The organism is Natronomonas halophila, assembly GCF_013391085.1.
GTDB classification, from domain to species: domain Archaea; phylum Halobacteriota; class Halobacteria; order Halobacteriales; family Haloarculaceae; genus Natronomonas; species Natronomonas halophila.
In genome coordinates, this window is record NZ_CP058334.1 from 37,965 (window position 1) to 62,318 (window position 24,354).

22 protein-coding genes are annotated in these 24,354 nt (G+C 65.4%); 12 read left to right on the plus strand and 10 right to left on the minus strand.

Features of this window, described 5'->3' with window-relative positions:
- Window positions 1-3: 3 nt before the first annotated feature.
- From HWV23_RS00170 to HWV23_RS00180, 3 genes are all read left to right on the plus strand, one after another.
- The gene (locus HWV23_RS00170; protein WP_178288333.1) at window positions 4-510 is read left to right on the plus strand and encodes an acetone carboxylase subunit gamma; all 507 of its coding nucleotides are present in this window, start codon (window positions 4-6) and stop codon (window positions 508-510) included.
- Complete coding sequence (locus tag HWV23_RS00175; protein ID WP_178288334.1) at window positions 511-2,094, plus strand: AMP-binding protein; 1,584 nt, start codon at window positions 511-513, stop codon at window positions 2,092-2,094. It abuts the gene before it with no gap.
- Window positions 2,095-2,236: 142 nt separating this feature from the next.
- Entirely contained in the window at window positions 2,237-2,818 is a 582-nt protein-coding gene (locus HWV23_RS00180) for an NADPH-dependent FMN reductase (protein ID WP_178288336.1), read from the plus strand.
- Here HWV23_RS00180 and HWV23_RS00185 read toward each other — a convergent pair.
- On the minus strand, window positions 2,815-3,690 hold the full coding sequence (locus HWV23_RS00185; RefSeq protein ID WP_178288338.1) for a hypothetical protein: 876 nt from the start codon (window positions 3,688-3,690) through the stop codon (window positions 2,815-2,817). The two genes, HWV23_RS00180 and HWV23_RS00185, sit on opposite strands and share 4 nt — an antisense overlap.
- Window positions 3,691-3,771: 81 nt before the next feature.
- Between HWV23_RS00185 and HWV23_RS00190 the strand changes: the two genes are divergently transcribed.
- The 6 genes from HWV23_RS00190 (at window position 3,772) to HWV23_RS00215 (ending at window position 11,319) form a co-directional block, all read left to right on the plus strand.
- Window positions 3,772-4,407 (plus strand): YIP1 family protein, encoded by a 636-nt coding sequence (locus HWV23_RS00190; protein WP_178288340.1) that lies wholly within the window; start codon window positions 3,772-3,774, stop codon window positions 4,405-4,407.
- 42 nt (window positions 4,408-4,449) lie between these two features.
- Window positions 4,450-6,648, plus strand: a complete 2,199-nt coding sequence (locus HWV23_RS00195; RefSeq protein ID WP_178288342.1) for an OB-fold nucleic acid binding domain-containing protein — start codon at window positions 4,450-4,452, stop codon at window positions 6,646-6,648.
- Between the two features lie 57 nt (window positions 6,649-6,705).
- Window positions 6,706-7,599: a hypothetical protein gene (locus HWV23_RS00200; protein ID WP_178288344.1), complete on the plus strand. Its 894-nt coding sequence runs from the start codon at window positions 6,706-6,708 to the stop codon at window positions 7,597-7,599.
- Between the two features lie 42 nt (window positions 7,600-7,641).
- Window positions 7,642-9,300: a tRNA uridine(34) 5-carboxymethylaminomethyl modification radical SAM/GNAT enzyme Elp3 gene (locus tag HWV23_RS00205; protein WP_178288346.1), complete on the plus strand. Its 1,659-nt coding sequence runs from the start codon at window positions 7,642-7,644 to the stop codon at window positions 9,298-9,300.
- A 276-nt stretch (window positions 9,301-9,576) separates the two neighbouring features.
- Window positions 9,577-10,254, plus strand: coding sequence for an MBL fold metallo-hydrolase (locus HWV23_RS00210; protein WP_178288348.1), 678 nt, complete (start codon window positions 9,577-9,579; stop codon window positions 10,252-10,254).
- A 39-nt stretch (window positions 10,255-10,293) separates the two neighbouring features.
- A complete protein-coding gene (locus HWV23_RS00215; RefSeq protein ID WP_178288350.1) occupies window positions 10,294-11,319 on the plus strand; it encodes an NAD(P)/FAD-dependent oxidoreductase in 1,026 nt (341 codons plus the stop codon).
- Window positions 11,320-11,374: 55 nt separating this feature from the next.
- On the opposite strand, the gene gatE is transcribed toward HWV23_RS00215, so the two are convergent.
- From gatE to HWV23_RS00245, 6 genes are all read right to left on the minus strand, one after another.
- Window positions 11,375-13,228, minus strand: a complete 1,854-nt coding sequence (gene gatE / locus HWV23_RS00220; protein WP_178288352.1) for a Glu-tRNA(Gln) amidotransferase subunit GatE — start codon at window positions 13,226-13,228, stop codon at window positions 11,375-11,377.
- Between the two features lie 129 nt (window positions 13,229-13,357).
- Window positions 13,358-13,681: a transcription factor S gene (locus tag HWV23_RS00225; RefSeq protein ID WP_178288354.1), complete on the minus strand. Its 324-nt coding sequence runs from the start codon at window positions 13,679-13,681 to the stop codon at window positions 13,358-13,360.
- A gap of 38 nt (window positions 13,682-13,719) precedes the next feature.
- Window positions 13,720-14,187, minus strand: a complete 468-nt coding sequence (locus HWV23_RS00230) for a DUF8135 domain-containing protein (RefSeq protein ID WP_178288356.1) — start codon at window positions 14,185-14,187, stop codon at window positions 13,720-13,722.
- Window positions 14,180-15,001, minus strand: a complete 822-nt coding sequence (locus tag HWV23_RS00235) for a zinc ribbon domain-containing protein (RefSeq protein ID WP_178288358.1) — start codon at window positions 14,999-15,001, stop codon at window positions 14,180-14,182. The genes HWV23_RS00230 and HWV23_RS00235 overlap by 8 nt, the downstream gene beginning before the upstream one ends.
- 56 nt (window positions 15,002-15,057) lie before the next feature.
- On the minus strand, window positions 15,058-15,894 hold the full coding sequence (locus HWV23_RS00240) for an RAD55 family ATPase (protein WP_178288360.1): 837 nt from the start codon (window positions 15,892-15,894) through the stop codon (window positions 15,058-15,060).
- Between the two features lie 33 nt (window positions 15,895-15,927).
- A complete protein-coding gene (locus tag HWV23_RS00245; protein WP_178288362.1) occupies window positions 15,928-16,905 on the minus strand; it encodes a beta-ribofuranosylaminobenzene 5'-phosphate synthase family protein in 978 nt (325 codons plus the stop codon).
- A gap of 150 nt (window positions 16,906-17,055) precedes the next feature.
- On the opposite strand from HWV23_RS00245, the gene ilvD reads away from it, so the two are divergent.
- Complete coding sequence (ilvD, locus tag HWV23_RS00250) at window positions 17,056-18,813, plus strand: dihydroxy-acid dehydratase (RefSeq protein WP_178288364.1); 1,758 nt, start codon at window positions 17,056-17,058, stop codon at window positions 18,811-18,813.
- 286 nt (window positions 18,814-19,099) lie between these two features.
- Here the strand turns inward: ilvD and HWV23_RS00255 are convergent, their stop codons facing one another.
- Window positions 19,100-20,314 carry an acyl-CoA dehydrogenase family protein gene (locus HWV23_RS00255; RefSeq protein ID WP_178288366.1) on the minus strand — a complete coding sequence of 405 codons (1,215 nt, stop codon included), beginning with the start codon at window positions 20,312-20,314 and terminating at the stop codon, window positions 19,100-19,102.
- Window positions 20,315-20,451: 137 nt separating this feature from the next.
- Between HWV23_RS00255 and HWV23_RS00260 the strand changes: the two genes are divergently transcribed.
- Window positions 20,452-21,534 (plus strand): phosphotransferase family protein, encoded by a 1,083-nt coding sequence (locus HWV23_RS00260; protein ID WP_178288368.1) that lies wholly within the window; start codon window positions 20,452-20,454, stop codon window positions 21,532-21,534.
- A 253-nt stretch (window positions 21,535-21,787) separates the two neighbouring features.
- The gene (locus tag HWV23_RS00265; protein ID WP_178288369.1) at window positions 21,788-22,798 is read left to right on the plus strand and encodes a zinc-binding dehydrogenase; all 1,011 of its coding nucleotides are present in this window, start codon (window positions 21,788-21,790) and stop codon (window positions 22,796-22,798) included.
- Between the two features lie 36 nt (window positions 22,799-22,834).
- Here the strand turns inward: HWV23_RS00265 and HWV23_RS00270 are convergent, their stop codons facing one another.
- Window positions 22,835-23,248 carry a G protein-coupled receptor family protein gene (locus tag HWV23_RS00270; protein WP_211693287.1) on the minus strand — a complete coding sequence of 138 codons (414 nt, stop codon included), beginning with the start codon at window positions 23,246-23,248 and terminating at the stop codon, window positions 22,835-22,837.
- 72 nt (window positions 23,249-23,320) lie between these two features.
- The gene (locus tag HWV23_RS00275; protein WP_178288373.1) at window positions 23,321-24,349 is read right to left on the minus strand and encodes a hypothetical protein; all 1,029 of its coding nucleotides are present in this window, start codon (window positions 24,347-24,349) and stop codon (window positions 23,321-23,323) included.
- Between the last annotated feature and the right edge of the window lie 5 nt (window positions 24,350-24,354).

Consider the following 24,354-nt stretch of genomic DNA (forward strand, 5'->3'; position numbering starts at 1 on the left):
ACGATGTCGACGAAAAACGACAAGGAGACCATCCGGAACCTGATCGACGGAACCCTCTCGTGGGAAGAACTCCGGAACGACGTGCTTCCCGACCCGAAGGCGTCGAACCGGTTCGAAGTCGTCAGGGAGGTACTCGAGGAGCGCGTCGACTGGGACGAACCGATCCTCGTCCCGCTCAACGACCACCTCTTCGTCGTCGGCAGCGACGACGGCCGGCTCGTCAAGGCCGAGTGCGGCCACGAACTCTGCTCGACCGACGAGAACTGGAAGCTCCACACCGAGGTGCGGGTTCGGGAGGACCCAGACCAGTTCGAGGAGCTGTACACTGAACAGCAGTCGCCCCATCCCGACTGGGGTTTCCAGCTTCGGGAGTTCTTCTGTCCCGGCTGTTACCAGCTCGTCGAGGTCGAGGCCGTCCCGACCGGCTATCCGATCCTCGAGAAGTTCGAACCGGACATCGACGCGTTCTACGAGGAGTGGCTCGAAACGACGCCGCCGGACCGAAGATAGATGACACCGCCTACGAACGCACGCTCGGTTAAATCCCTGTTCGAGACGAGCCTCAGACGCTACGCGGACCGCGTCGCGGTACGTGTCGACGGTACGGAGGTCACGTACGGCGAGTTAGACGAGCGTGCCAACGCCGTCGCCAGGGAACTGGCACGGCTGGGTGTCGACCCCGAAGACCGGGTCGGTCTCCTGACCTCGAACTGCCTCGAATACGTCATCGCCGACCTCGCGCTCGTGAAAGCCGGCGCGGCCAAGATCCCGCTCAACGACATGTTGACGCCCGAGGAGTTCGAGTACATCCTCGACGATGCGGGCGTCGAAACGGTCGTCTGCGGGCCGGCGTTCGTCGATACCGTCGACGACTTGTACGGGGCACTCGACGCACTCGAGACGGTCATCGCCATCGACGATGGCCAACCGCTGCCGGAGAACTTCGAGTCGTTTGCCGACCTCGACGGGCGTGCTGACACGCCGCCGGACGTCACGCCGTCCCCCGATGCCGTCGCCGGCCACTACTACACCGGCGGGACGACCGGCGACCCGAAGGGGGTCATCCACACCCAGGAGGGGTTGGCGATGGCCATGTACTCACACATCATCGAGGTCGGAATTACGGGCGACGATACGATGTTGCTCATGACGCCGCTCCCGCATTCGGCCGGCGCCTTCCTGTGGGCGGGGCTGTTGAGCGGTGCGAGTGCCATCATTCACGACGGCTTCGAGCCCACACGCGCCCTGGAGAGTATCGAGACCCACGACGTGACGTGGACGTTCATGGTCCCGACGATGATTTATCGGCTCCTCGACCACGAGGACCTCCAGTCGACCGAGACCGACTCGCTGTCGACGCTCACGTACGGTGCCGCACCGATGACACCGGCCCGACTCCGTGAGGGACTGGACGTGTTCGGTCCGGTATTCCTGCAGTTCTACGGGCAGACGGAGGTCCCCAACGTCATCACGACGCTCGGCAAGGCCGAACATCGACTCGCCATCGAGAACGGCGACGAACACCGGCTTTCCTCGGCCGGACAACCGTGTCTCATGTCCGACGTCAGAATCGTGGACCCCGAGACCAGCGACCCCGTAGCGCCCGGCGAGGAAGGCGAGATACTCGCGACCGCGCCCTACGCGATGACCGAGTACTTCGAGCGCCCCGAGAAGACCGCGGAGACGCTGGTCGACGGCTGGGTCCGAACCGGTGATATCGGCCGTATCGACGAGGACGGCTACGTTTACCTGCTGGACCGGGCCAGTAACATGATTATCACCGGCGGTATGAACGTCTACTCGACGGAAGTCGAGGAGGTGCTGGACGAACACCCGGATATCCAGCAGGTCGCGGTCATCGGGACGCCGGACGACGAGTGGGGTGAACTGGTGACGGCCGTCGTCGTACCGCACGACGGCACCGACCTGACGGACGCAGAAATCAGGAAGTTCGCCGACGACCGGTTGGCCGACTACAAACGACCGAAACGCGTCGAGTTCATCGACGAGATTCCGAAGACGCCCTACGGGAAGATGGACAAGAAGGCGCTTCGGGAACCCTACTGGGAAGACACGGCCCGAGAAATCGGCTAACCGAGCGTGAATCTGGGGGCGACCCCCGTCCGACACTCCTTTCTGGATTCGCGCGTGAACGTGTCTTCGACATGGCGGCTCCATCACAGTCCGCCACGAGCGAGTACCGAGTTTTCTTATAAACTAGCGGCGTAGCGGAGGCATGAACGAGATTCGTGTCGCCGCGATAGTCGGGAGCCTTCGCGAGCGGAGTTACACGCGCTCCGCCTGCGAGGAGGCGCTGGCGGCGGCGAACGACTTCGACCGCGTCGAGACGGACCTGATAGACCTGCGAGGCTTCGAGTTGCCGGTCTTCGACGCGGACGACGACACGGCGGGCGATGCCGACGAACTCCGCGAGCGGGTGTACGCGGCCGATGCGATAATCCTCGGGACGCCCGTCTATCACGGCTCGTTTTCCTCGGCGCTGAAGAACGCCCTGGACTACTGCGGGTTCGACGAGTTCGAGAACACGACGGTCGGCCTGCTCTGTGTGGCCGGCGGGTCGTTCCCGACGACGACGCTGGACCAGTTGCGTGGCGTCTGTCGGGCGCTGAACGCGTGGGTCGTTCCCCATCAGGTCGCGGTGCCGCGCGTTCGCAACGCCTTCGAGGACGGCGAGTTAGTCGACGAGGACGTTCGCGGGCGTATCGACACGCTCGGCCGTCGGATGGTCGAATACGCGAACATCGAACCGGACCCGCGGACGATAGAGGCCCAGCAGAACTTCGGCGCCGACGATTAGGCGTCGGAGCCTTTCCACGCCGCGAGCGTAGCCGAGGTGTCGCCCTCCGCGCTCGTCCAGATGATTCGTACTTCCGCATCGGAGGGCGCCGTGAGCGTTGCGGCGTCGCCGGCGGCGACGGTGCCTTCGAAGTCGTCGTCGACGGTGATGTCCGCGTCACTCTGGAATTCGAGTCGGGAAGCGTCCACGCTATCCCCGCCCTCGTGGGTCACCGTGAGTTGTTCGGCCGTTGCGTCGTACTCGAAGCCGAAGGAAATCTGCGGTACCGACTGTTCGGGCTGGCCCCCGCTGGCGCCTCTGATAATCGCGAGCCCGGTCGGACTGGGCCCGTCCCTGCTCTGGAGTTCCTCCGCCGTGGTGTCGACGATAGCGAGGAGTTCGGCCTCACCGGGCGACAGCACCATCCCGTAGACGGGGCCCTGCAGGCGTTCGAAGCCGGGGTTCTCGCCGTCGGTGAGGTTCTGGCCGGTACCGGTGACGACGTTCCAGTCGGCGAACTCGACGAAGGCCTCGTTGGCGAAGACGTGGTATTCGAAGGCCTCACCCGTGTGAACGGGGGCGATGAAGCCGGCCATCGTCTCGCCCGAGAGGTCCCGCTGGACGCGGAACTGGTCGTCGGAGGCCTCCTCGCCCTCGTAAATCGGTTGCAGGATGAACGACGTCTCGGGGTCGTCGTATTCGATGGTGACGTACCGGTCGGCCGTGACGGATGCGCCGCCGTCGACCATGCCGGGATAGTCGACGGTTCCATCACTGACGTTTTCGTGCGTCGGGTCGTCCTCGCCCGGCATCGAGTCGCCGAGACAGCCGGCGAGGCCGACGGCGGCAGCCGTTCCACACAGTTCGAGCAAGCGGCGTCGACGGAGGGCCATGTTCGCCCTATCCGGAGGCGGGTTTAAAAACTCTCGCAGTGCCTCGGAACGCTCATACCGCCGGAACTCGAAGCCGCAGCCGTGACTCAATGGGTCGAGAACCCGCAGGGTGGCCGCGAGCGCGGGCCGCGGGGGTTGCTTCGAGCGTGGGGTGAGGTGTTGGTCCGACCACGGCGGTTCTTCCGCAACGGCGTCGCGCCGGGCGACCAGGCGCCGGGGCTGGCCTTCGCCATCGCAGTCACGTTCGTCTACGTCGGCAGTCAGATGGCACTCACGCCCGCGGGCGTGTCGGGATACGAACGCATCGCGGCGGCGACCGGGAGCGTCTATCTGAGCGGCGCCATCGTCCTGAGTGCGGCCTGTTTTCTGGTCGCACCGCTGGCGTTGCACCTCGCGGCGGCGCTCGGCACGCTGTCGCTGCTGCCGGTCGTCGACGCCCGTGCGGGCGTCAGCGAGACGGTACAAATTATCGCCTACGCGACGGCACCCGCGGTGTTTGCCGCAGTGCCGATTCCCGCCGTCCAACTCGTCGCCGTGTTCTACGGCTTTGTTCTGCTAACCATCGGCTTTTCCGTCGTTCACGAGACGTCTCTGCCGCGTGCTATCGTGGCCGGTCTCGTCCCGGCGGTATTCGTCTTCGGCTTCGCCTTCGGCGGGATTTCGGCCTTCGAGGCCGTCACTGAAGTGACCGTCACGCCCGCGACAGCCACCGGATAGATTCCGACAACCGTTTTAAGCCCGGACTGTAGGTTTTCAGTAATGGGTAACTGTATCATCTGCGGCACCTCCACGGATGGCCCCGTCTGTGATGTCCATCAGGAGGACGTCGTTTTCGACTTCGAAGGAGACGAACCCTCACAACTGACCGCCGACCGCTACTACCGCGGGACCGTCGACGGCTACGCCGACTTCGGCGTCTTCGTCAACATCGGCAACGTCACTGGCCTGCTCCACCGGAGCAAGCTCGACCGCCGCCTGGAGAGCCTCGACTGGGAGCCGGGCGAGGAAGTCTTCGTGCAGGTCAACAACGTCCGCGACAACGGCGACATCGACCTCGGCTGGTCGATTCGGCAGTCCGAGCGGGAGTTCCGCGGCGTTCTCGTCGACGCCCCGGACGGCGATTACCTCCTCGACGAAGCCGAGGAGGACGAAGAGGGAAAAGCGGCCGAGCCGGAGCCGACAGCTGACGAGCAGACCGGCGGCAACGTTCCCGAAGAAGCCGAGCCCGAGGACGTAAGCGACGAACCCGAAGAAGCGGAACCCGAGGAAGAACCGGACGCCGCCGACGAGCAGTCCGGCGGTACGCCGAGCGACGAAGAACTCTCCGACGCCGTCGTGACGGACGAGCCGGAGACCGAAGAAGAACCGGAAGCCGTCGAAGAAGCGGCCGAAACAGAGGCTGAGGAAGCCGAAGAAACGGAAGAGTTCGAAGAAACGGAAGCCGACGAGGAAGCAACTGAAGCCGAACCCGACATCGACCGCGTCGAAGTCGACTCCCTCCGCGACCACGTCGGCGACGTCGTCCGACTGGAGGGCGAAATCGTCTCCGCGCGCCAGACCTCCGGCCCGACGGTCTTCGAGGTCCGCGACGAGACCGGCGTCGTCGACTGTGCGGCCTTCGAGGAAGCCGGCGTCCGCGCCTACCCCGACATCGAGGCCGACGACATCGTCCGACTCGACGGCGAGGTTCGCCTCCGCCGCGACGAGATTCAGGTCGAAACCGAGTCCCTCGTCGAACTCACCGACGACGCCCGCGATACCGTCGAAACGCGGATGGACGAAGCGCTGGACGACCGCGCCAGCCCCGAGACGACCGAACTCCTCGGTGACGACGACGCGCTCGAAGCCCTCGCGGACGACGTGAGCGCGGCCGCCACCGCGATTCGCCGTGCCGTCCTCGAGTCCCGCCCGGTCGTCATCCGCCACGATGCGACGACCGATGGCTACGTCGCCGGCGCCGCCATCGAGCGGGCCGTCCTGCCGCTGGTCGAAGACCAGCACGCCTCCGCCGACGCGGTCTACCACTACTTCGACCGCCGACCCCTGGAGGACGGCGTCTACGACATGAACGACGCGACGAAGGACGCCACCCGCATGCTGAGCGACCGCGAGCAGCACGACGAGAAACTCCCGCTTTTCGTCTTCGCCGCCGCCGGCTCGACGGAAGCCTCCCTCGACGGCCTCGAACTGCTGGACATCTACGGCGCGCCGCGCGTCGTCCTCGACGGCCAGCCGGCTGACGACGCCGTCGTCGACGAAATCGACACACTCGTCACCGCGGACGGCCGCACCGCTGCGACCGTCGCCGCCAACGTCGCCGCCGCGACGAACGACGACGTTCGCGAGGACCTCCGGCACCTGCCGGCAGTCAGTTTCTGGGAGGACGCGCCCGAGACCTATGTCGACCTCGCCGCCGAGGCCGACGTGGATGTCGAGGACGCCCAGAAACTCCGCGAGGCAATCGCGCTGAAGGCGTTCTACCAGTCCTACGAGGACAAGCGCGAACTCATCGTCGACCTGCTGTTCGAGAAGCGGACGGGCCTCGCAGAGCAGGTTTCCGAGCAGTTCCGCACCAAACTCGACTCCGAACTCGATACCGCGACGCCGAACCTCGACGAACGCGACGTCGACGGCGTCTCGGTCGCCGTTCTGGATACGGAGGCCTACACCCACACCTACGACTTCCCGCCGACGCGCCTCCTGCTGGACGAACTCGACCGTCGCCACGAGGCCGACGTCGTCATCGGCGCCGGCAAGGACGAACTCCACGTCCGCACCGACACCGACCTCGACCTCGATGCGGTCGTCGCGTCGCTCCAACTCGAAGCGCCGGACGCCGGCGTGTCGGACCCCGGCGCCCGACGCCCCAAAATCGAGTTCCTCGCGGGCGAACGCGACGCCGTCCTCGATGCGGTCGTCGATTCGGTCGCCGAACAGGTCGTCACCGCCTCCGCGTAACCGTCCCGCCTGCTTTTCCGCGGTAGCTTGAAGCCACCAGCGTCAATACTCCATAGCGTGGTCTCTCGTCGCGCCTTCCTCACCGGGGTCGCTGCGGCCGCTGCCGGCTGTAACAGTCGGAACCGGGAGGTGACCGAGACGGTGACGCCGGTGCCGATTCCCGAATCGGAGGAATCGTCCGCGGGGATGGCCGTCGCTGACTCGCGGTTCGACGAGTCGACGCCCGTGCCGGACGGCGTACGCATGTTCCACCGCATCGATACGGAGTCGCCACAGCAGGTCCTCCTGCGACCCACTAGAGAGGTGTTCACGCCGGCGGCACCGACGGGCCAGATGCTCGTCCGCAATCATGGCTCGGAGCCGCTGTTCGTCAGTATCGACTGGCGCATGTTCAAATACACCGGCCATCGGTGGCTAGAGATACGCTCGCCGCAAATCGGTCGTTCAGGCATCAATCCGGTCGACCCCGGCGACGCGTGGGCGCGCGCCCACCGTATCGAGAGCGTGTTCAGCCTCGCGACGCTCGGGCCGGGGCTGTACGCCCGCGTGGAGACGGCGCGGTTCCAGCAAACCTCGGAGGACCAGCCGCCGGTCGGCGCGCTCTTCGAGGTAGCCGATACCACCTTCGAGTTCGACCCGGCGCGGCCGGCGACGATCGAGGACGGCGTCGCTCGGGTGGCTTTCAGCGACGCCGACTCCGAACTCGTCTTCGAGCGCACCGAGGCGTCGGACCCGGTCGAACTCGTCCCCGAGGCGGTCGGCGCGATACCGATTTTCCGGGACTCGATCCCGTATCTGGACGATGCACCGGAGGTCCGTCTGCGGACGGCATCGGCAGCGGTGGCCGCCGAGGACATCGGCATCACGACGGTCCGGGACGTCGACGTCGAGTTGGGTGACCCGCTCCGCGTCGCCGGTCGCACCTTCCGCGTCCGGGTCGCGGAGTCGTAACCGCTAGCCACTTACCGTTTCGTCTCCTTGTCCCGATAGCGAATGAGTACCGACACTGACCCGGCCGAAACCGAGGCCTTCCAGCAGGTCTGTGAGTCGCTGGTCGAGGACATCATCGCGGGCGACATCGAGCGCGACGACCTCGAATCCGCGAAGATGGAGGCCTGCCGGGAATTCTCCTCGCCGAAGGTGCCGAAAAACACCGAACTGCTGGATTTCGCACCCGACGACAAGCGCGAGGAACTGCAGTCGGTCCTCCAGCGGAAACCCGTTCGGACGGCCTCGGGCGTCTCGCCCGTCGCCATCATGACCTCGCCGCACATGTGCCCGCACGGGAAGTGCCTCTACTGTCCCGGCGGCCCCGCCTCGGAGTTCGACTCCTCGCAGAGCTATACGGGCGAGGAACCCGCGGCGGCCCGCGGCGTCCAGAACGACTACGACCCCTACGGGCAGGTCACCCTTCGGCTCCACCAACTGCGGGAAATCGGCCACCCCGTCGACAAGGTCGAACTCATCCTGATGGGCGGGACGATGACCGCGCGTTCCCACGACTACCAGGAATGGTTCGTCAAGCGCGCCCTCGAAGCGATGAACGACTACGACCTCGATTCGGAGCCGAACCCGAGCGAGTCGGAATCGTTCAAGCCCGACCCCGAGGAAACCGAGTTCCAGTATCTCGAAGACGTCATCGCCGAAAACGAGACCAACGAAATCCGGAACATCGGCACCACCTTCGAGACCAAGCCCGACTGGTGTGACCCCGAGCAAATCGACCGGATGCTCGACCTCGGTGGGACGAAAGTCGAGGTCGGCGTCCAGACGACCTACGAGCGGGTCAACCGCGAGATGCACCGGGGCCACGGCGTCCAGGCCAGCCTCGACGCCAACCGCCGACTCCGGGATTCCGCGTTCAAGGTCGGCTTCCACATGATGCCCGGCCAACCGGGGATGACCAAGGAGATGTGCCTGCAGGACTTCCGGGAAATCTTCGAGAACTCCGATTGGCGGCCCGACTACCTCAAAATCTATCCCACGCTCGTCGTCCGCGATACAATCACCTACGACATGTGGCGTCGCGACGAGTACCAGCCGCTCCAGAACGAGGAGGCCGCCGATCTCATCGCCGAAATCAAGTCGATGATTCCGCGGTACACGCGCCTCCAGCGCGTCCAGCGTGACATTCCGGCGGACTTCATCGACGCCGGCGTCTGGAAGTCCAACCTCCGGCAGTTGGCCCGCAAGCGGATGGACGAACACGGCTGGACGTGCGACTGCATCCGCTGTCGCGAGGTCGGCATGAACGACGAGGACCCCGAGAACGTCGAAATGGACGTCATGACCTACGAGGCTGCCGGCGGGACGGAACACTTCATCTCCTTCGAGGACTTCGAGAAGGACCTGCTGGTCGGCTTCTGTCGGCTCCGGTTCCCGAACGACCCCGTCCGGCGCGAACTCGACAACGCCGCGCTCATCCGGGAACTCCACGTCTACGGCAACGAGGTGGGCGTGGGGCAACAGGGTGGCGACGACCACCAGCACAAGGGCTACGGCCGAAAGCTGCTGGAGAAGGCCGAACACATGGCCACCGACGCCGGCTTCGAGAAACTGTCGGTCATCTCTGGCATCGGCGTCCGGGAGTACTACCGCGAGAAACTGGGCTACTATCAGGACGGCCCGTACGTCTCGACGCGGCTGGACTGACCGTCCGGGCGTATCGCTCGATATCTCTCGCGACGAACCGCTCCATAGATTTTTCAAGACTACCTCGGTAGTGCAATCGTACGATGCCGGAGCATGGCGAGAACGCCGAGGATGACGAAGATAACGGCGAGCGAAGCAAACTCGACTACGTGCTGGAGGTCGTCTTCGAACTCGGCGGAATGCTGAGTTAAACGCGGTCGTTCCATACCGCCTTTGTCCTGACCGAACCAGGCCCACGCGGGGCGTTGAAATGGATGCGGTCCGAACGTACCCGTAATGGCACGCGCGGTGGCGGATGGGGTATATCTGCTCGATATCAGCTGGCCTGAGCCTATCGGTTCCAACGCCTATCTCGTCGACGACGGCGAAGTGACGCTGGTAGATGCCGGCCTACCGATTCCCCGTCGCTCCCTCTCTCGCGAACTCTCTGATGTCGGCTACGCTCCCGACGCCTTGGACCGCGTACTACTCACTCACTACGACATCGACCACGTCGGCGGGTTGGGACGAATTCGTTCGAACGCTCCCGTCTACCTCGGCAGCGAGGACGCCGGCCTCGTGCGCCGCGAGTGGTCACCACCATGGCGCCACCACAAGGGCGCGTTCCACCGCCTTACTCGTCGAATCTTCTCGCTTTCGAGCGTCGACCTCCATCCGGTCGACGACGGCGATACAGTCGGTGGTTTCCGGGCGATTCACACCCCCGGCCACAATCCCGGACACACCGTCTATCTCCACGAGGCAAGCGGGGCGGCATTCCTTGGCGACCTCGTCTGGGAATCCGACGGCGGCTTCGTCGCTCCGCCGTGGCTCGATTCCTACGATACCGACACCATCGCCGACAGCATCGCCCGCGTTGCCGAGGAATCCTTCGACCACGCCTGCGTCGGCCACGGACGGCCCGTCTCGCCCGACGCAGACGCAGTCCTCCGCGAACTTGCCGCCGACCTCTGACTCGGTTGTATTTTTGGCAGTGGCTTCCCAATCGCCGCCATGGATATCGCTGTCGTTGGGGCCGGTCCGGCGGGCGCGGGCGTCTGTTATGCCCTGCGGGACACCGACGCGACCGTGACGGTCTTCGAGAAATCCCGCGGCGTCTGTGGGCGAGCGGCGACGCGCCGCAACGACGACCGTCGGTACGACCACGGCGCCAACTACGTCAAGTCGGGTCGCGACCGCGTCGACGAAATCATCACCGAAGGCCTCCCAACGGACGGTCTGGTCGATATCGAGGAACCGGTCTGGACGTTCGACGAATCCGGAACGATAACCGAAGGCGACGACCGCGACGACCACAAGTGGACCTACGAGGAGGGCATCACGCAAATCGCAAAGCGCCTCTTCGCGGAGACTGAAGCGACGGTCCGCCTCGAAACCCGTGTCGGCCGACTCTCCCACAACGGCGGCAAGTGGTGGGTTCTCGACGAGGACGGCGGGGACTTGGGCACCTACGACGCCGTCGTGTTGACGCCGCCGGCACCGCAGACCGCCGATATCCTCGCGGCGACCGAATGGGCCGACTCGCTACTCGTCGAACTAGAGGCCGCCCTCGAATCGGTGTCCTATCGTTCCATCTACTCGGTTATCCTCGGCTATCCGTTCGAAATCGAGACCTCGTGGTACGGGCTTGTCAACACCGACCGCGGGCACGCTATCGGCTGGCTCTCCCGGGAGGAACTGAAAGACGGCCATGTGCCGGACGGCGAATCACTGCTCGTCGTCCAGATGTCGCCCGACTGGACGGTCGACCGGTTCGGCGACCCGAAATCCGCCGCCATCGACGACGCGGCGTCTCTGGTCGCGGACCTCCTCGATGACGAGCGTCTCGCCGACCCAGACTGGACCGATACCCAGCGGTGGCGCTACGCGCTGCCGAACGAGAGCGTCGACGCCGACCTGCTACGGAAGAGCGAGGACGACGGCCTCTATTTCGCCGGCGACTGGGTCGTCGGCGACGGCCGCGTGCATCTCGCGCTCGAAAACGGGTTGGATGTCGGCGAGCGGATACCGACGGAGTAGCGGCGGTATTCTGGGCCGACGGTGCCGGCCAACGGGGCATGCGAAAAGTGAGAGCCTACGTCCGCTTGCCGATTTCCTCACGCAGGAGTTCCGAGACGACTTCGCCGTCGGCCTTTCCGCGGAGTTCGCCCATACACTCGCCCATCAGGCCCGAGAAGGCGCCCATGCCCTCTGCTTCGATCTGCTCTTCGTTCCGGGAGACGACCTCGACGACGACTTCGCGGACGTCCTCGCGGGAGACGCCGCCGAGGCCGGCCTCCTCGATAGCTTCCTCGGCGGTCAATTCCGGCTCTTCGGCCAGCACGGTCAGGACGGGATTGATGCCCTCGTTGGGAAGGTCGCCGTCCTCGACGAGTTCCAGCACCGAAAGCAGATGGTCTTCGGTCAGGTTCCCGACGGGCACGTCGTCACGCCGGAGTTCGGTCAGCGTCGATTCGAGCATCCCCGCCGCCGTCGTCGGGTCGATGCCCCGGTCGACGGCCTCCTCGAAGGTGGTCATAAACCTGCCGTAGGCGACCTGTTCGGCGAGGCTTTCGCCGAGGCCGAGGTCGTCCTGATACCGCTGGACCTTCTCGGTCAGCAGTTCCGGCGGTTCCACGTCCGTCAGGTCGGGTTCGACCGGCGGGACGTCGGTCTCGGGGTACATCCGTGCGGCGCCCGGTAGCGGGCGGAGATACTGTGAAGTGCCGTCCTCGTTGGCACCGCGGGTCTCCTCGGGGACCTCCTCGATGGCGACTTCGGCGCGGTCGGCGACGGCCTCGATGGCCTGTTCGGCGACCTCGGCGTCGGCCGCAACGAGCGCGACGGCGTCTTCGTCGTCGGCGTCGACTGCCTCACGGAGGGCCTCGACCTCGTCTTCGGTGACGCCGTAGGCCGGCAGTTCGTCCGTATGGAAGATGCCGCCGGCGCCGTGGCGCTTGGCGTGGTCGGAGAACTCGGTTCCGAGGCGTCGGTCGGGCTGGATTTCGCGGCCGACGAGGCCATCGAAGCCTTCGAGGCGGACGGCGGTGACCTTCTCGGCGCCCGAAATGACGCCGCTATCGGTGTCAGCGAAGACGTCGCTGACGTCCTGTGGCTCCGCGACGGCGGCGTCCTTCTCCTGCAGTTCCTCGGCAATATCTAGCAACTCGACCTGTCGGCCGACCTCGTTTTCGACGAGGTCGTCGATGTCGTCGAGGCTCTGGACGCCCTTCATCTCGACGCGGGCGCCCTCCGCGATGGAGACGTTGACGTCCTGACGGATGGTGCCGAGGCCACGCTTGACCTTGCCGGTCGACCGCAGGAGCATCCCGATGCGCTCGGCGGCCTCCCGTGCCTGCTCGGGCGAGCGGATGTCGGGTTTGGTACCGATTTCGACAAGCGGGATGCCGAGGCGGTCCAGCCCGTAGGTGACGCCCTGTTCGTGTTCCTCGATTCGGGCGGCGGATTCCTCTTCGAGGAGCATATCGGCGATACCGACCGGACCGTCGTCGGTTTCGATTTCGCCGTCGGTGGCGATGAGCGACGAGCGCTGGAACCCCGAGGTGTTCGAGCCGTCGACGACGATTTTCCGCATGACGTGGGCCTGGTCGACGACCTCGCAGTCCAGCAGGGCGGCGATTTCCATCGCCGTATCCAGCGCCTCGCTGTCGAGGCGGTGGGGCGGTTCGTCGTCCTCCTCGACGAGGCAGGTGGTATCGAAGGCGAGGTATTCGAACTCGCGGTCGACGCGACTCTCCTCGAGCGCGGCCTCGTCGAGTTCGCCGAGTTCCGATTTCGTCGGGTGAAGATAGCGGGTAAAGGAGCGTACCGATTCCTCGGGTTCCCGGCGCTCTGTCGGGCAGTTACAGAAGAGCTTCGTCGCCGTATCGAGTTGCTGGTGGATTTCCAGACCGGCGACGAGCCCAAGCTCGTCGTAATCGTAGCTCATTACGAGTCGGTCCGGCGGGCAACGCCAAAAAAGACACCATATGCCGGACGGGCAGCCTCACTCGAACTCGCCGTTCTCGATAGCCGCGCGGAGCACCCTACTGAGGGCGAGATAGTGGTCGGTATCCAGTTAGCTGTATCCGCGCCACCGGTTTCCGCACTCCTTACACTTGAAAAAGCGCGTCGGCGGTTCGTCGGCGGAGCCGGTCTGTTTGATGGTGTACCACGCTTCGCCGTGGCCGCATTCGTCACAGGTGACGTCGTCGGCGGTTGGCTTCCCCTCGAAGTCGGCATCCTCGGAGGATTCGATGACGTCGTCTTCCGACTGGGCTTCCGTCGAGACGAACTCCTCGGCTTTCGCCGTGTCCTTCGGCTCACGGGCGCCGCAGGACGAACAGACCATCTCGTCGTCCTCGGCGTGCATCATAGAGCCACATTCCTCGCAAAACTGCATGAGTGAGGCTATGGCGGCGGCGGGCAAAAGCCTGCGGACTACTCCTCGAGGACGTCCTCGGCCGTCCCGCGACGCTGTTTGACGACGGGACAGTTCCGAACCCGGAACCGGTCGGAGTCGACGAGTTCGACGATTTCGGTCCCCTCGTTCGTACAGGCCACCTCCGGCGGGTCCGCGAAGAACTCGCATTTCTGGCAGTAACTGCTCTTCCGGACGATGGCCTCGTTCTCGTCGGCGGCCGCCTCCGCGGCCAGCGCCGACTCTCCGGTACTAATTTCGGCTTCGCCCACCGTCTCGACGTCGGTATCGTCCGTCTCTCCGGTAATCTCCTCCCAGACGTCGTCCTCGTCGATTTCTTCGATATCGACCTCCTCGAAGGGGTCGTCGATATCCTCGGCCTCGACGTCGCCGAGGTCGTCGAAGGGGTCACCATCGAGAGCGGCGTCTTCATCGCGCGCTACGTCGGCGTCCGTGCTGGAATCGGTCTCCGTGTTATCGTCACTCATCGTCGGTCTCCAGGGCCGGCGTTTCGACGCCGGTCAGTTTCGCCGTGCCGATATCGAGGGTCCGGCCGAGCAGCGACCCCGGCGGTTCGATATCGCGGGCCTCGGTCCCGCAATGTGGACAGGCGGGTTCGGTGAGCAGGCTGATACGGACGGCCTCGCCACAGGCGGCACACCGAGCGTCGGTGACCCCATGCTTGTTCGCCTGCCGTTTGATGTGGTCGAGTTCCTCTTTCCGTTCGGATGTGCGCGCGTCGCTCCGTTTGCGGAGTGCGACGACGACCCGTGCCAGTCGGTCGAGCTTTGATTCGACGTCGGAAAGCCGGTCGTCGATGTCGTCGACGGCGTTGGTAGTCCCCGTGACGTCGGTCCCGACGTCTTCGAGGGTTTCCGTGAGGCCGTCGACGCGCTCGGAGAGACGCCGCAGTTCCGCATGGGAGTGGTCCTTCGGCGCCCGTTCCTTGACGGCATCACGGACCTGCAGAACCCGGCTGCGGATGTCCTCGATGTCCTCTTCCAGTTCGGTCTCCAGCGCCGCGACGCGAGCCTCCAGTTCGTCGACGTCGTCGCTCGATTCGGCTTCCTGCACGCGGCGGTCGATTTCTTCGAGAAGGCGTTCGTCCAGTTCACCGTCATCGACGACCCCCGAGACGCTCTCGTCGTTCAGGTCCGCCGCCGCTCGATAGGCGCTCAGCAGTTGTACGAGGACTTCCTCGCGGTCGACATCGAGGGCGGCCGCCCGCTCATCGAGCCATTCGTCGAGCGGCGTGGGCAGCGTCACGGCCAACTCGGACCCATCGGCCGACTCCGTAACCATTGCCCGCCTCTACTGGCGACGATAAGTTAAGGGTTCGGCCCTCTCGGCGCTCGAACCTACCGAATCTTCCGGACGTCGCTGATATCGAAGCCGGCGTCGCCGATCTCCGTCTCGAACCGGACGATGTTCTCGTCTTCGATTCGCGAGAGGACGCCACGGAACTGCTTGACGACCATCGTTCGGGCCCGGGAGGAACCGCCGCTTTCCCACTCGAACATGAGCGTGCCGTCCGCGGAGTCGACCAGTTGGCCGTGGCGAACCTCGTTGAGGGTCTCCTGAGTGACGTGTGCGAGAATGAGTCCGCCCCACTCGTAGGCGGCCCGCGAGAGACCCTTCAGGAGGACGGGGATATCGCCCCACGGGAGGTCGCTGGCGGCCGAACTGATGAGGTCGGCCAGCGAGTCGATGACGACGAGGTTGCCGGGCGCGTGTTCCGATAGCTGTTCGCCGAGGGCCTCGGGAACGCCCTTCCGGTCCTGGGTCTCGCCGAGTTCCGAGATGTTGGCCGTCCGCGCGGAGTACCACTCGCGAGGGACCGGGCTCAGCCGGAAGAACTCCGGCGAGAGGTCGTGGAACTCGACGTTCTCGATGGCCGAATCGATGATTTCCTCGTCCATCGCCCGCACCATCTCCCGGCGTACCTGCCGTTCCTCGGCGGTAAAGGAGACGTAGTGTACCTCGTCGGGGGGCGCGGCTTCGGGACTGATACCGCCGTAATAGAGGTCGAAGAGGTCCGGGTCCGTCTTCGCGAGCGCGTTCATGACTGCACTGGTGTACATGAATTCCCGGGCACCAGCGCCTGCTTCACCGGACAGAAGCACGACACTACCGGGCGGGGCGCCGCCGCCGATAGTCGTATCCAGACGCTGGATACCGAACGGGGTTCGATCCATGTGCCAACCTTCGAGGCCGGAACCTTAAATGGTTCAGCTGTTTTGCCGGGTTATTCGCGCGCCCTCGTTCCGCGGGGCGACGACCCGCACGTTGCCATCGACGCCGGCCTCGGTCAGTGCCTCCTCTGCGACCGACCGGGCGGTATCCGCCAGCGACGCGTCGGTCACGCCGTAGACGGCCGGTCCCCACGAGGACTGGCCGACGCCGCGGACCGACGGCCGGTCGGCCAGCGCGTCGATAAGGCGGCCAGCGGGCGGCCGGTAGACGCCGCCCTGCTCGTCGGCGTACCACGCGCCGTTGAGTCGACCAAGCGCGCCGACCGAATCGCCGAACGCCTCGAGGCGTCCCTCGGCGACGGCCGGCAGCAGGCGGCGCACCAAAAGCGTCGCCACGTCGTCGGCCACGGAGGGGTCGGCGTTCTCGACGACGGCGCGCATACTCTCGTCTTCGCTTTCGCCGCTGCGGCCCGGTTCCGCGTCGGGCAACACGAGGACGAACCGCCACGAATCGGGCAGGTCGTGGCGGGCGACGACGGCCGGAACCGCCCACTCGCCGCGCTCCGGTGGGGCCGTCGTAAAGCGCTCGGTCGGATGGCCGGCATCGACGACGAACCCGCCGGCCTCGAAGGTCGCAACGCCGACGCCGCTTCGGCCGCCGCGGCCCAACTGCGGCGCTCGTTCGCGGACGTTCGGTTCCCTGTCGTGGGCGGCGGCGACGACCGCGAGCGTCGCCAAGGCGAGTTGGGTGCCGCTGCCGAGGCCGACGTGTCGCGGCAGCGTCTCCTCGACGCGAACGTGAGCGCCGGTGACCTCCAGCAACTCACAGGCCCGTTCGGCGTATTCCGCGACGAGGCCGTCCGCACAGACCACCGACTCGGCGGGGTCGGCCTCCAGCACCACGCGTGGCTCGTCGAGCGTCGCCCCGACGCCGCCGTAGAGGCGTTCGTGGGCGAGCGAGAGGTTCTGGAACCCGAAATGGAGGCGAGCGCCGGCCTCGACGCGGGCGCACATGGTCGGCCCTTGGGTACTCTCTTAAAAGGGGGTTTCGACAGCGGCAGGGGTCGGTGCCCCTCAAAAACTCGGGGCGGACATGTTCGGTCACCCCCAGCAAATACTGACCAGTATGCGGGTCGTTAAGTCCGTCGACGGCAAGGGGTTCGTATGAGTCAACAGGACACGCCCGACCGCGAGCCGGGCGACTACGACAAACCAGAGGACCTCCGGAGCCGCGAGGTGACGGAGGGTGCCGAGCGCGCGCCGCACCGCGCCATGTTCCGCGCGATGGGCTTCGACGACGAGGACCTCGCTTCCCCGCTTGTCGGCATCGCCAACCCCGCCGCCGACATCACGCCGTGTAACGTCCACCTCGACGACGTCGCCCAGTCCGCCCTCGACGGCGTCGACGACGCCGGCGGTATGCCCATCGAGTTCGGCACCATCACCATCTCCGACGCCATCTCGATGGGGACTGAGGGAATGAAGGCCTCCCTCATCTCCCGGGAGGTCATCGCCGACTCCGTCGAACTGGTCTCCTTCGGCGAGCGCATGGACGCCCTCGTCACCGTCGCCGGCTGTGACAAGAACCTCCCCGGAATGATGATGGCCGCCATTCGGACGGACCTTCCCTCCGTGTTCCTCTACGGTGGCTCCATCCTCCCCGGCCAACACGAGGGCCGGGACGTCACCATCGTCAACGTCTTCGAGGGCGTCGGCGCCTACGCCGAAGGCGACATCTCCGGCGAGGAACTCGACGACCTCGAACGGCAGGCCTGTCCCGGTGCGGGCTCCTGCGGTGGGATGTACACCGCCAACACGATGGCCTCCATCTCGGAGGCGCTCGGCCTCGCACCGCTCGGGTCGGCCTCCGCGCCCGCCGAGTTCGACGAACGCTACGAAATCGCCGAGCGCGCCGGCGAACTCGTCCTCGAATGTATCCAGGAGGACCGCCGCCCCTCGGACATCCTCACCCGGAAATCCTTCGAGAACGCCATCGCGCTCCAGACGGCCATCGGTGGCTCCACGAACGCCGTCCTCCACCTGCTCGCGCTGGCCGCCGAGGCCGGCGTCGACCTCGATATCGAGGACTTCGACGAAATCTCGCGTCGGACGCCCAAAATCGCGGACCTCGCCCCCGGCGGGTCCCACGTCATGAGCGACCTCCACGAAATCGGCGGCGTCCCGGTCGTCATCCGCCGACTGATGGAGGCGGGTCTCTTCCACGGCGACCAGATGACCGTCACCGGCCGCACCATCGAGGAGGAACTCGAACTGCTGGAGGATACCGGCGCGCTTCCCGACGACGAGGACATCGACGCCGAGTTCCTCTACACCATCGACGAACCGAAGTTCCCCGAAGGTGCCATCAAAATCCTCAAGGGCAACCTCGCCCCCGAGGGCGCCGTCCTCAAGGCGACCGGTCAGGACGAATTCTACCACGAGGGCCCCGCCCGAATCTTCGAAAACGAGGAGAAGGCCATGAAGTACGTTCAGGAGGGCCACATCGAATCGGGCGACGTCATCATCATCCGCAACGAGGGCCCGCAGGGCGGCCCCGGCATGCGCGAGATGCTCGGCGTCACCGCCGCCGTCGTCGGCGCTGGCCACGAGGACGACGTCGCGCTCCTGACTGACGGCCGCTTCTCCGGCGGTACCCGTGGCCCGATGATCGGCCACGTCGCCCCCGAGGCCTACGTCGGTGGTCCCATCGCTGCACTCGAAGACGGCGACCACATCACCGTCGACATCCCCGAACGGACCATCTCGGTCGACCTGACCGACGAGGAACTCGAAACGCGCCTCGAAGATTGGGAACCGCCCGAACCCAACTACACGAACGGCGTCCTCGCGAAGTACGGTCAGACGTTCGGATCGGCCGCCAACGGTGCGGTCACGAACCCCGGCGTCAAGCGCGACGACTGAATCGAGAGTCCCGGAACGTCTTTTATAGGTTAGACGGTGCGGCGGTGAACGAGCTATCGCTTATTAGGAGGTATATAAAAGAAAGCATCCGCCGAGGGGCCTTCAAAGAAGGCCCCCGAGGCGGTTCGCGGCGCCGACCGCAGGGAGGCGCCGTAGCGCGCACGGACTGGAGCGCGGCCGTCAGGCCGCGCGGAAGGAGTACGCGCGCATATTTTCACCACGTTTTTGCCGCGGAGGCGGGTTCGGCGCGCAACGCGCCGAACCGCCGGAGCGTGCAAAAAGTGGCTTAGAATGTGGGAAGGTTCTCCAACTCGTCGGTGTGCTCCTCGGCGCCGTCGAAGGCGTCACGGGCGATGACGCGCTGGTGGACCTCGTCGGCCCCGTCGACGATACGGAAGGCGCGGACGCCCTCGTAGAAGTCCGCCAGCGGGAGGTCCCGGGAGATGCCGGAGCCGCCGGTACACTGGATGGCGAGGTCGATGGCTTCCTGACAGACGTTGGCGGTGAAGACTTTGGACATGGAGACGGGCACGCGCGCCTGCTCGCCGCGAGCGATTTCCTCGGCAGCGTGGCGGACCATCGTCCGCGCGGCGTGGAGTTCGGTCTCCTTGTCCGCGATGTCGTAGCGGAGCGACTGCTTCTGGGCGAGGTCGGTACCGAAGGCCTCCCGTTCCTTCATGTACGCCTTCGCGATGGTGAGCGCGCGGCGTGCCATCCCCGAGAAGCGCATACAGTGGGTCAGTCGGGCGGGACCGAGACGCTGCTGGGCGATGGCGAAGCCGGTGTTCTCCTGGCCGAGGAGGTTCTCTTCGGGCACGCGCACGTCGTTGAACCGGAACTCTGCGTGGCCGTGGCCGTCGAGGTCCGGGCCGAGGTGGGGGATGTCCCGAACCATCTCGACGCCGTCGGCGTCGGTGGGGACGAGGATGATGGAAGCGCCCTTGTAGGGGTGGACGTCCTGGTCGGTGACGGCCATCAGGAGGATGACGTCGGCGTGGGATCCCTGTGTGGTCCACCACTTGTGGCCGTTGATGACGTATTCGTCGCCCTCCTTCCGGGCGGTCGTTTTGAGCATCTTGGGGTCCGAACCGGCACCGTCTCGGGGTTCGGTCATGCCGAAGGCCGACCGGATTTCGCCTTCGACGAGCGGTTCGAGCCATTCCTCTTTCTGTTCCTCGGTGCCGACGAGTTCGAGGGTGTGCATGTTCCCCTCGTCGGGTGCGTCGACGCGCATCGCGGCGGCGCCGAGAAGCGAACGGCCGGCCTCCTCGAAGAGGGGCAGGACATCACTGAGGTCCATGCCCATGCCGCCGTGTGCCTCGTCTATTTGCGGGCAATAGACGTTCCGTTCGCGGGCCTCCTCGCGGAGTTCTTCGATGACGTCCTCACCGACCGGGCCGTCGCCGAGATGTTCGCGCTCCGTCGGGATGACGACGTCGTCGACGAACTCCCGGGCGCGCGCTGCGAGTTCCGTTGCTTGCTCGGAGTCGTGGTACTCCATGGAGTGCCGTTTAGGGTACAACATTGTAAAAGGACCGGCGCCGTTTATATCCGAAATCCGAGATATAGCGGCAGTTATATGGGCGGTGGTGTCCCAAAAACTCTTACAATGTTAGCAGATTCGGGGCGTGTCACGCCATGACCGACACGAGTTCCGAGTACTTCGAGCGCATCGTTGATGAGGAATCCCTCGCGTCGTATCTGGAAGACGAACTCGGCTCTGTCGACGACTACGAGGTCGAACACCACCAGGAGGGCCACTCCAACGAGACGCTCTTCGTCACGTGGGGCGACCTGGAACTGGTCATCCGGCGGCCGCCGCCGGGCGATATCGCGGAAAACGCCCACGACGTCCTCCGGGAGTATCGCGTCGTCGACGCCCTTCAGGAGACCGACGTTCGCGTCCCGCGGACCGTCCTCGCGTGTGACGACCACGATATCCTCGGGTCGGACTTCTACGCGATGGAAAAAGAGGAGGGCGACGTCCTCCGCGACAACGAACCCGACCGCTTTGCCAACCCCGAGGCACGCGAGCAAATCGGCTACGAGATGGTCGACCGACTGGTCGAAATTCACAACGTCGATTACGAGGCTGTCGGCCTCGAAGAGGGCGACTTCGGCTACCCACCGGAATTCACCGAACGACAGGTCCGCCGCTGGTCCGAGCAGCTAACGTGGGCCTTCGAGGTCACTGCCGAGGAACGCGAGGTTGAACAACTCTACGACGTGATGAACTGGCTCTACGACAATGTCCCCGAAGACGACGAGTACCCGAACACGCTCGTTCACGGCGACTACAAACTCGACAACGTCATGTTCGGCCCCTCCGACGAGCCGGAAATCGCCGCCATCTTCGACTGGGAGATGTCGACGCTCGGCGACCCCTTCACCGACCTCGGCTGGATGCTCTCCTACTGGAGCGAGGCGAAGGACCCCGAGCCCCCCACGCCGTCGCTGGCGACGGAGTTCATGACCCGCGAGGGGTATCCGACCCGCCGCGAGCTGATCGACCGCTACGAGCGCAAGACCGGCTTCGAGTTCGACAACTGGAAGTTCTACTGGGTGCTCGCCGTCTACAAACTCGCTGGCCTCGGCGAGATGTTCTTCCGCCGCTATCTGGAGGGCAACTCCGACGACCCGATGTACCCCAAGATGCGGGACGGCGTCCCCGCGCTCGCGGAGCGCGCGCGAATGATTATCGACGGGGAGATGGAACTCTAGAAACCCCACTTTTTACACGGGTCGGCTTCGCCGGCCCGGCAAAAACGTGGTGAAAATATGCGCGCGTGCTCCTTTTGGCGGCCTTCGGCCGCCTCCAGTCCGCGCGGGCTACGGCGCCTCCCTCTGGTCGGCGCCGCGAACCGCCTCGGGGGCGACCTACGGACGCCCCACTCGGCGGATGCCTTCATTGCTTTCCTCCCCTTCTCGTCACCGGTTGCCAAACCTATTTGCAGACTCCGACACAGTCGATGCTATGCGCGTCGCAGCCTTCACCGATTTCGGCGACGGCGATAATGTCGAGATACAGGAACGACCCGACCCCGAACCGGCCCCCGAGGAGGCCGTCATCGACGTCGAAGCCTGCTCGCTGAACCGTCACGACCTCTGGATTCTACAGGGTGACTCGGCGATGGTCACCGAGGGGGCACTTCCCTTCGTCTCCGGGTTGGACGCTGCCGGCGTCGTCCGTGAGGCCGGCGACCGGGCCGCCGTCTCGGAGGGCGACCGGGTCGTCCTCTGCCCGAACCAGACCTGCGGCACCTGCGAGTTCTGCCGGGAAGGCCCCGAAACCCACTGCAAGCAGTTCATGCTCTACCACGGCGCGCTGGCCGAACAAGCGCTGGTCGATGCGAGCCGTCTCATCCAACTCCCCGACAACGTTGGCTTCCGGGAGGCGGCCGCGCTTCCGACGGCCTATCTCACCGCTTGGCGCATGCTCAAGGTTGCCGATGTCGGGCCGACGGACCTCGTTTTCATCCCCGGCGCGACGGGTGGCGTCGGCGTCGCGGCCGTCCAACTGGCCGACGTTCTGGGTGCCGAATCCATCGGCACCTCGACGTCGCAGCGGAAACTCGCCCGTCTCGAAGAGTTCGGGTGTGACTATACCGTCCAGTCGGCCGACCCCGACGAACTCGTCCACGAGGTGCGAACCATCGGCGACCCCGACGCTGTCATCAATCATCTCGGTGGCGAGTTCACACAGGCCGGCCTCGAAGCCATGAAACGGGCCGGTACGATGGTGATTTGCGGCCGGACTGCCGGCGGTGGCTCCTCGTTCAAGGTCGCGCCCTTCTTCCTCAAGCATCAGGAAATCGTCGGGTCGACGATGGGGACCCAACCCGAACTGGAGACGCTCGTCGAGTTGCTCGGCGAGGAAGCCTTCGACCCGCCGGTCGGCGACACGTACGACCTGTCGGAGACCGGACAGGCGTTCGACGACATGATAGAGCGGGACGCCTTCGGAAAACTGGTCGTGGAACCGTAATTTCCTGACCCGCCGAGTTGTGGCGGTTTCGATGGCCTATCGTTCGGCCGTATCGACCGACGGCAGGGCGTAATCCAGCGGCACGTAGATGACGAGCGTATAGATTATCGCGACGGCGAAGGGCAGAACGTAGGCGCCCTCGAAGACGAACCGCATCGCGATGGCGACCATGCCGCCGCTCGCGAGGCCGATCCCGACCGCCGCGCGGCGAGTGTGATCGCCGTCGACGTCGGTCGCGTTGCCCTGCTGGACGGCTTCCCGATAGATGAAGTACGGCAGATACAGGAAGGTCCCGCTGCCGACGAGGAGGCCGATCAAGCCGCCGAACAGGAGGTCATCGAAGAGGACGTAACCGAGATACGCGAACACGGGAACCATCAGGACGAACGCTGCTTGCCCGAGGCGCTCGGGCGCGAGGACGCTTTCGGAGGGGTGGTTGGACATATCCATCGACCACCTCGTCCGACCGGCCAGTAACTCTTCGGGTGAGTTCGGCGCGCGTATCGACGCCGCGGGTGGCGACTAGCCGATTTCGACGTCGATTTTCGACGTGCTGCTGATACGGAACCGCGCCTCGTAGTAGTCGCCGTCGCGCTCGTAGAACCGGAGCCAACTCGCTACCTCCCTTCCCTCCGGCATCTCTACCTCGGCGACCGACAGCGACGATTGGAGCGACGCGAAGGCGTCGGAGGGCGGCGGGTTCTCGTGGTAGCCGGTTATCGCGGTCGATTCGTCGAGAATCGACGCTTCCTCCTCGGGAAGCGACTCCGAGGTAAACGATGCGACGACGTGTTCGGCCCCGACGTGTTCGACGAACGACTCGCGACTCTCGGCGACGGCTTCGAGACTGTGGGTGTATCGGGTCGTCTCCACGGCCTCCCGTTCGACGTGGAGCCGCAAGGCGAGTTCCGCGGGGCCGAACTCGTTGTCGGGTTCGATGCGCGCGTACTCGAACGGTGGGTCGGGGACCAACTCGCTGTCCTCGGGCGACAGGGGTCCGAAGAAGACCACGCCGCGACGGTAGGCGGGTTTGTCGGCCTGGCTTTCGTCCTCTATTTCCGCGAGGACGGCCTCGCTGATGGCCCGGTCGAGGATTCGCGCATCGAGTTCGGAACGACCCTCCTGCGGTGTAGTCGTGTAATCAACGTCGGCGGGCAGTTCGTCCAGTGGTTCCATCCAGACGACCCACCGTTCGAGGGTGACTGGTTCGGCCTCGACGCGGACCCGCTGATAGGTTCCATCGACCTCGGTGTAGGCGGGCCGATAGCCGTCTTCACCGCTGGGTCGTTCTTCGACCAGCGGAATCTCGACGGACGCGACGCTGCCGGTTTCGCGCAACTCCTCGGCCAGCGCCTCGGCGTCCGATTCGTCGTAGTGGAACGCGTTCGAGGCCGGCCGCCACGTGAACAGTTCGACGGGGTCGGCGCCGCCCTCGGGGTCGCTTTTGAGCGTGTGTCGTGTCGACCCGAGGAGCGAACACCCCGCAAGCGCGGCCGTTCCCGTGGCCGCAAGGCCCGTCAGAAAGCGTCGTCGAGTCGTGCGGGAGGGCATACGCC

Excerpts from the sequence above, each read along its gene's own strand:
- HWV23_RS00170 (WP_178288333.1), top strand. The coding sequence starts at position 4 with ATGTCGACGAAAAACGACAAGGAGACCATCCGGAACCTGATCGACGGA.
- HWV23_RS00175 (WP_178288334.1), top strand. The coding sequence starts at position 511 with ATGACACCGCCTACGAACGCACGCTCGGTTAAATCCCTGTTCGAGACG.
- HWV23_RS00180 (WP_178288336.1), top strand. The coding sequence starts at position 2,237 with ATGAACGAGATTCGTGTCGCCGCGATAGTCGGGAGCCTTCGCGAGCGG.
- HWV23_RS00185 (WP_178288338.1), bottom strand. The coding sequence starts at position 3,690 with ATGGCCCTCCGTCGACGCCGCTTGCTCGAACTGTGTGGAACGGCTGCC.
- HWV23_RS00195 (WP_178288342.1), top strand. The coding sequence starts at position 4,450 with ATGGGTAACTGTATCATCTGCGGCACCTCCACGGATGGCCCCGTCTGT.
- HWV23_RS00205 (WP_178288346.1), top strand. The coding sequence starts at position 7,642 with ATGAGTACCGACACTGACCCGGCCGAAACCGAGGCCTTCCAGCAGGTC.
- HWV23_RS00210 (WP_178288348.1), top strand. The coding sequence starts at position 9,577 with ATGGCACGCGCGGTGGCGGATGGGGTATATCTGCTCGATATCAGCTGG.
- HWV23_RS00215 (WP_178288350.1), top strand. The coding sequence starts at position 10,294 with ATGGATATCGCTGTCGTTGGGGCCGGTCCGGCGGGCGCGGGCGTCTGT.
- gatE (WP_178288352.1), bottom strand. The coding sequence starts at position 13,228 with ATGAGCTACGATTACGACGAGCTTGGGCTCGTCGCCGGTCTGGAAATC.
- HWV23_RS00225 (WP_178288354.1), bottom strand. The coding sequence starts at position 13,681 with ATGCAGTTTTGCGAGGAATGTGGCTCTATGATGCACGCCGAGGACGAC.
- HWV23_RS00230 (WP_178288356.1), bottom strand. The coding sequence starts at position 14,187 with ATGAGTGACGATAACACGGAGACCGATTCCAGCACGGACGCCGACGTA.
- HWV23_RS00235 (WP_178288358.1), bottom strand. The coding sequence starts at position 15,001 with ATGGTTACGGAGTCGGCCGATGGGTCCGAGTTGGCCGTGACGCTGCCC.
- HWV23_RS00240 (WP_178288360.1), bottom strand. The coding sequence starts at position 15,894 with ATGGATCGAACCCCGTTCGGTATCCAGCGTCTGGATACGACTATCGGC.
- HWV23_RS00245 (WP_178288362.1), bottom strand. The coding sequence starts at position 16,905 with ATGTGCGCCCGCGTCGAGGCCGGCGCTCGCCTCCATTTCGGGTTCCAG.
- ilvD (WP_178288364.1), top strand. The coding sequence starts at position 17,056 with ATGAGTCAACAGGACACGCCCGACCGCGAGCCGGGCGACTACGACAAA.
- HWV23_RS00255 (WP_178288366.1), bottom strand. The coding sequence starts at position 20,314 with ATGGAGTACCACGACTCCGAGCAAGCAACGGAACTCGCAGCGCGCGCC.
- HWV23_RS00260 (WP_178288368.1), top strand. The coding sequence starts at position 20,452 with ATGACCGACACGAGTTCCGAGTACTTCGAGCGCATCGTTGATGAGGAA.
- HWV23_RS00265 (WP_178288369.1), top strand. The coding sequence starts at position 21,788 with ATGCGCGTCGCAGCCTTCACCGATTTCGGCGACGGCGATAATGTCGAG.
- HWV23_RS00270 (WP_211693287.1), bottom strand. The coding sequence starts at position 23,248 with ATGGATATGTCCAACCACCCCTCCGAAAGCGTCCTCGCGCCCGAGCGC.
- HWV23_RS00275 (WP_178288373.1), bottom strand. The coding sequence starts at position 24,349 with ATGCCCTCCCGCACGACTCGACGACGCTTTCTGACGGGCCTTGCGGCC.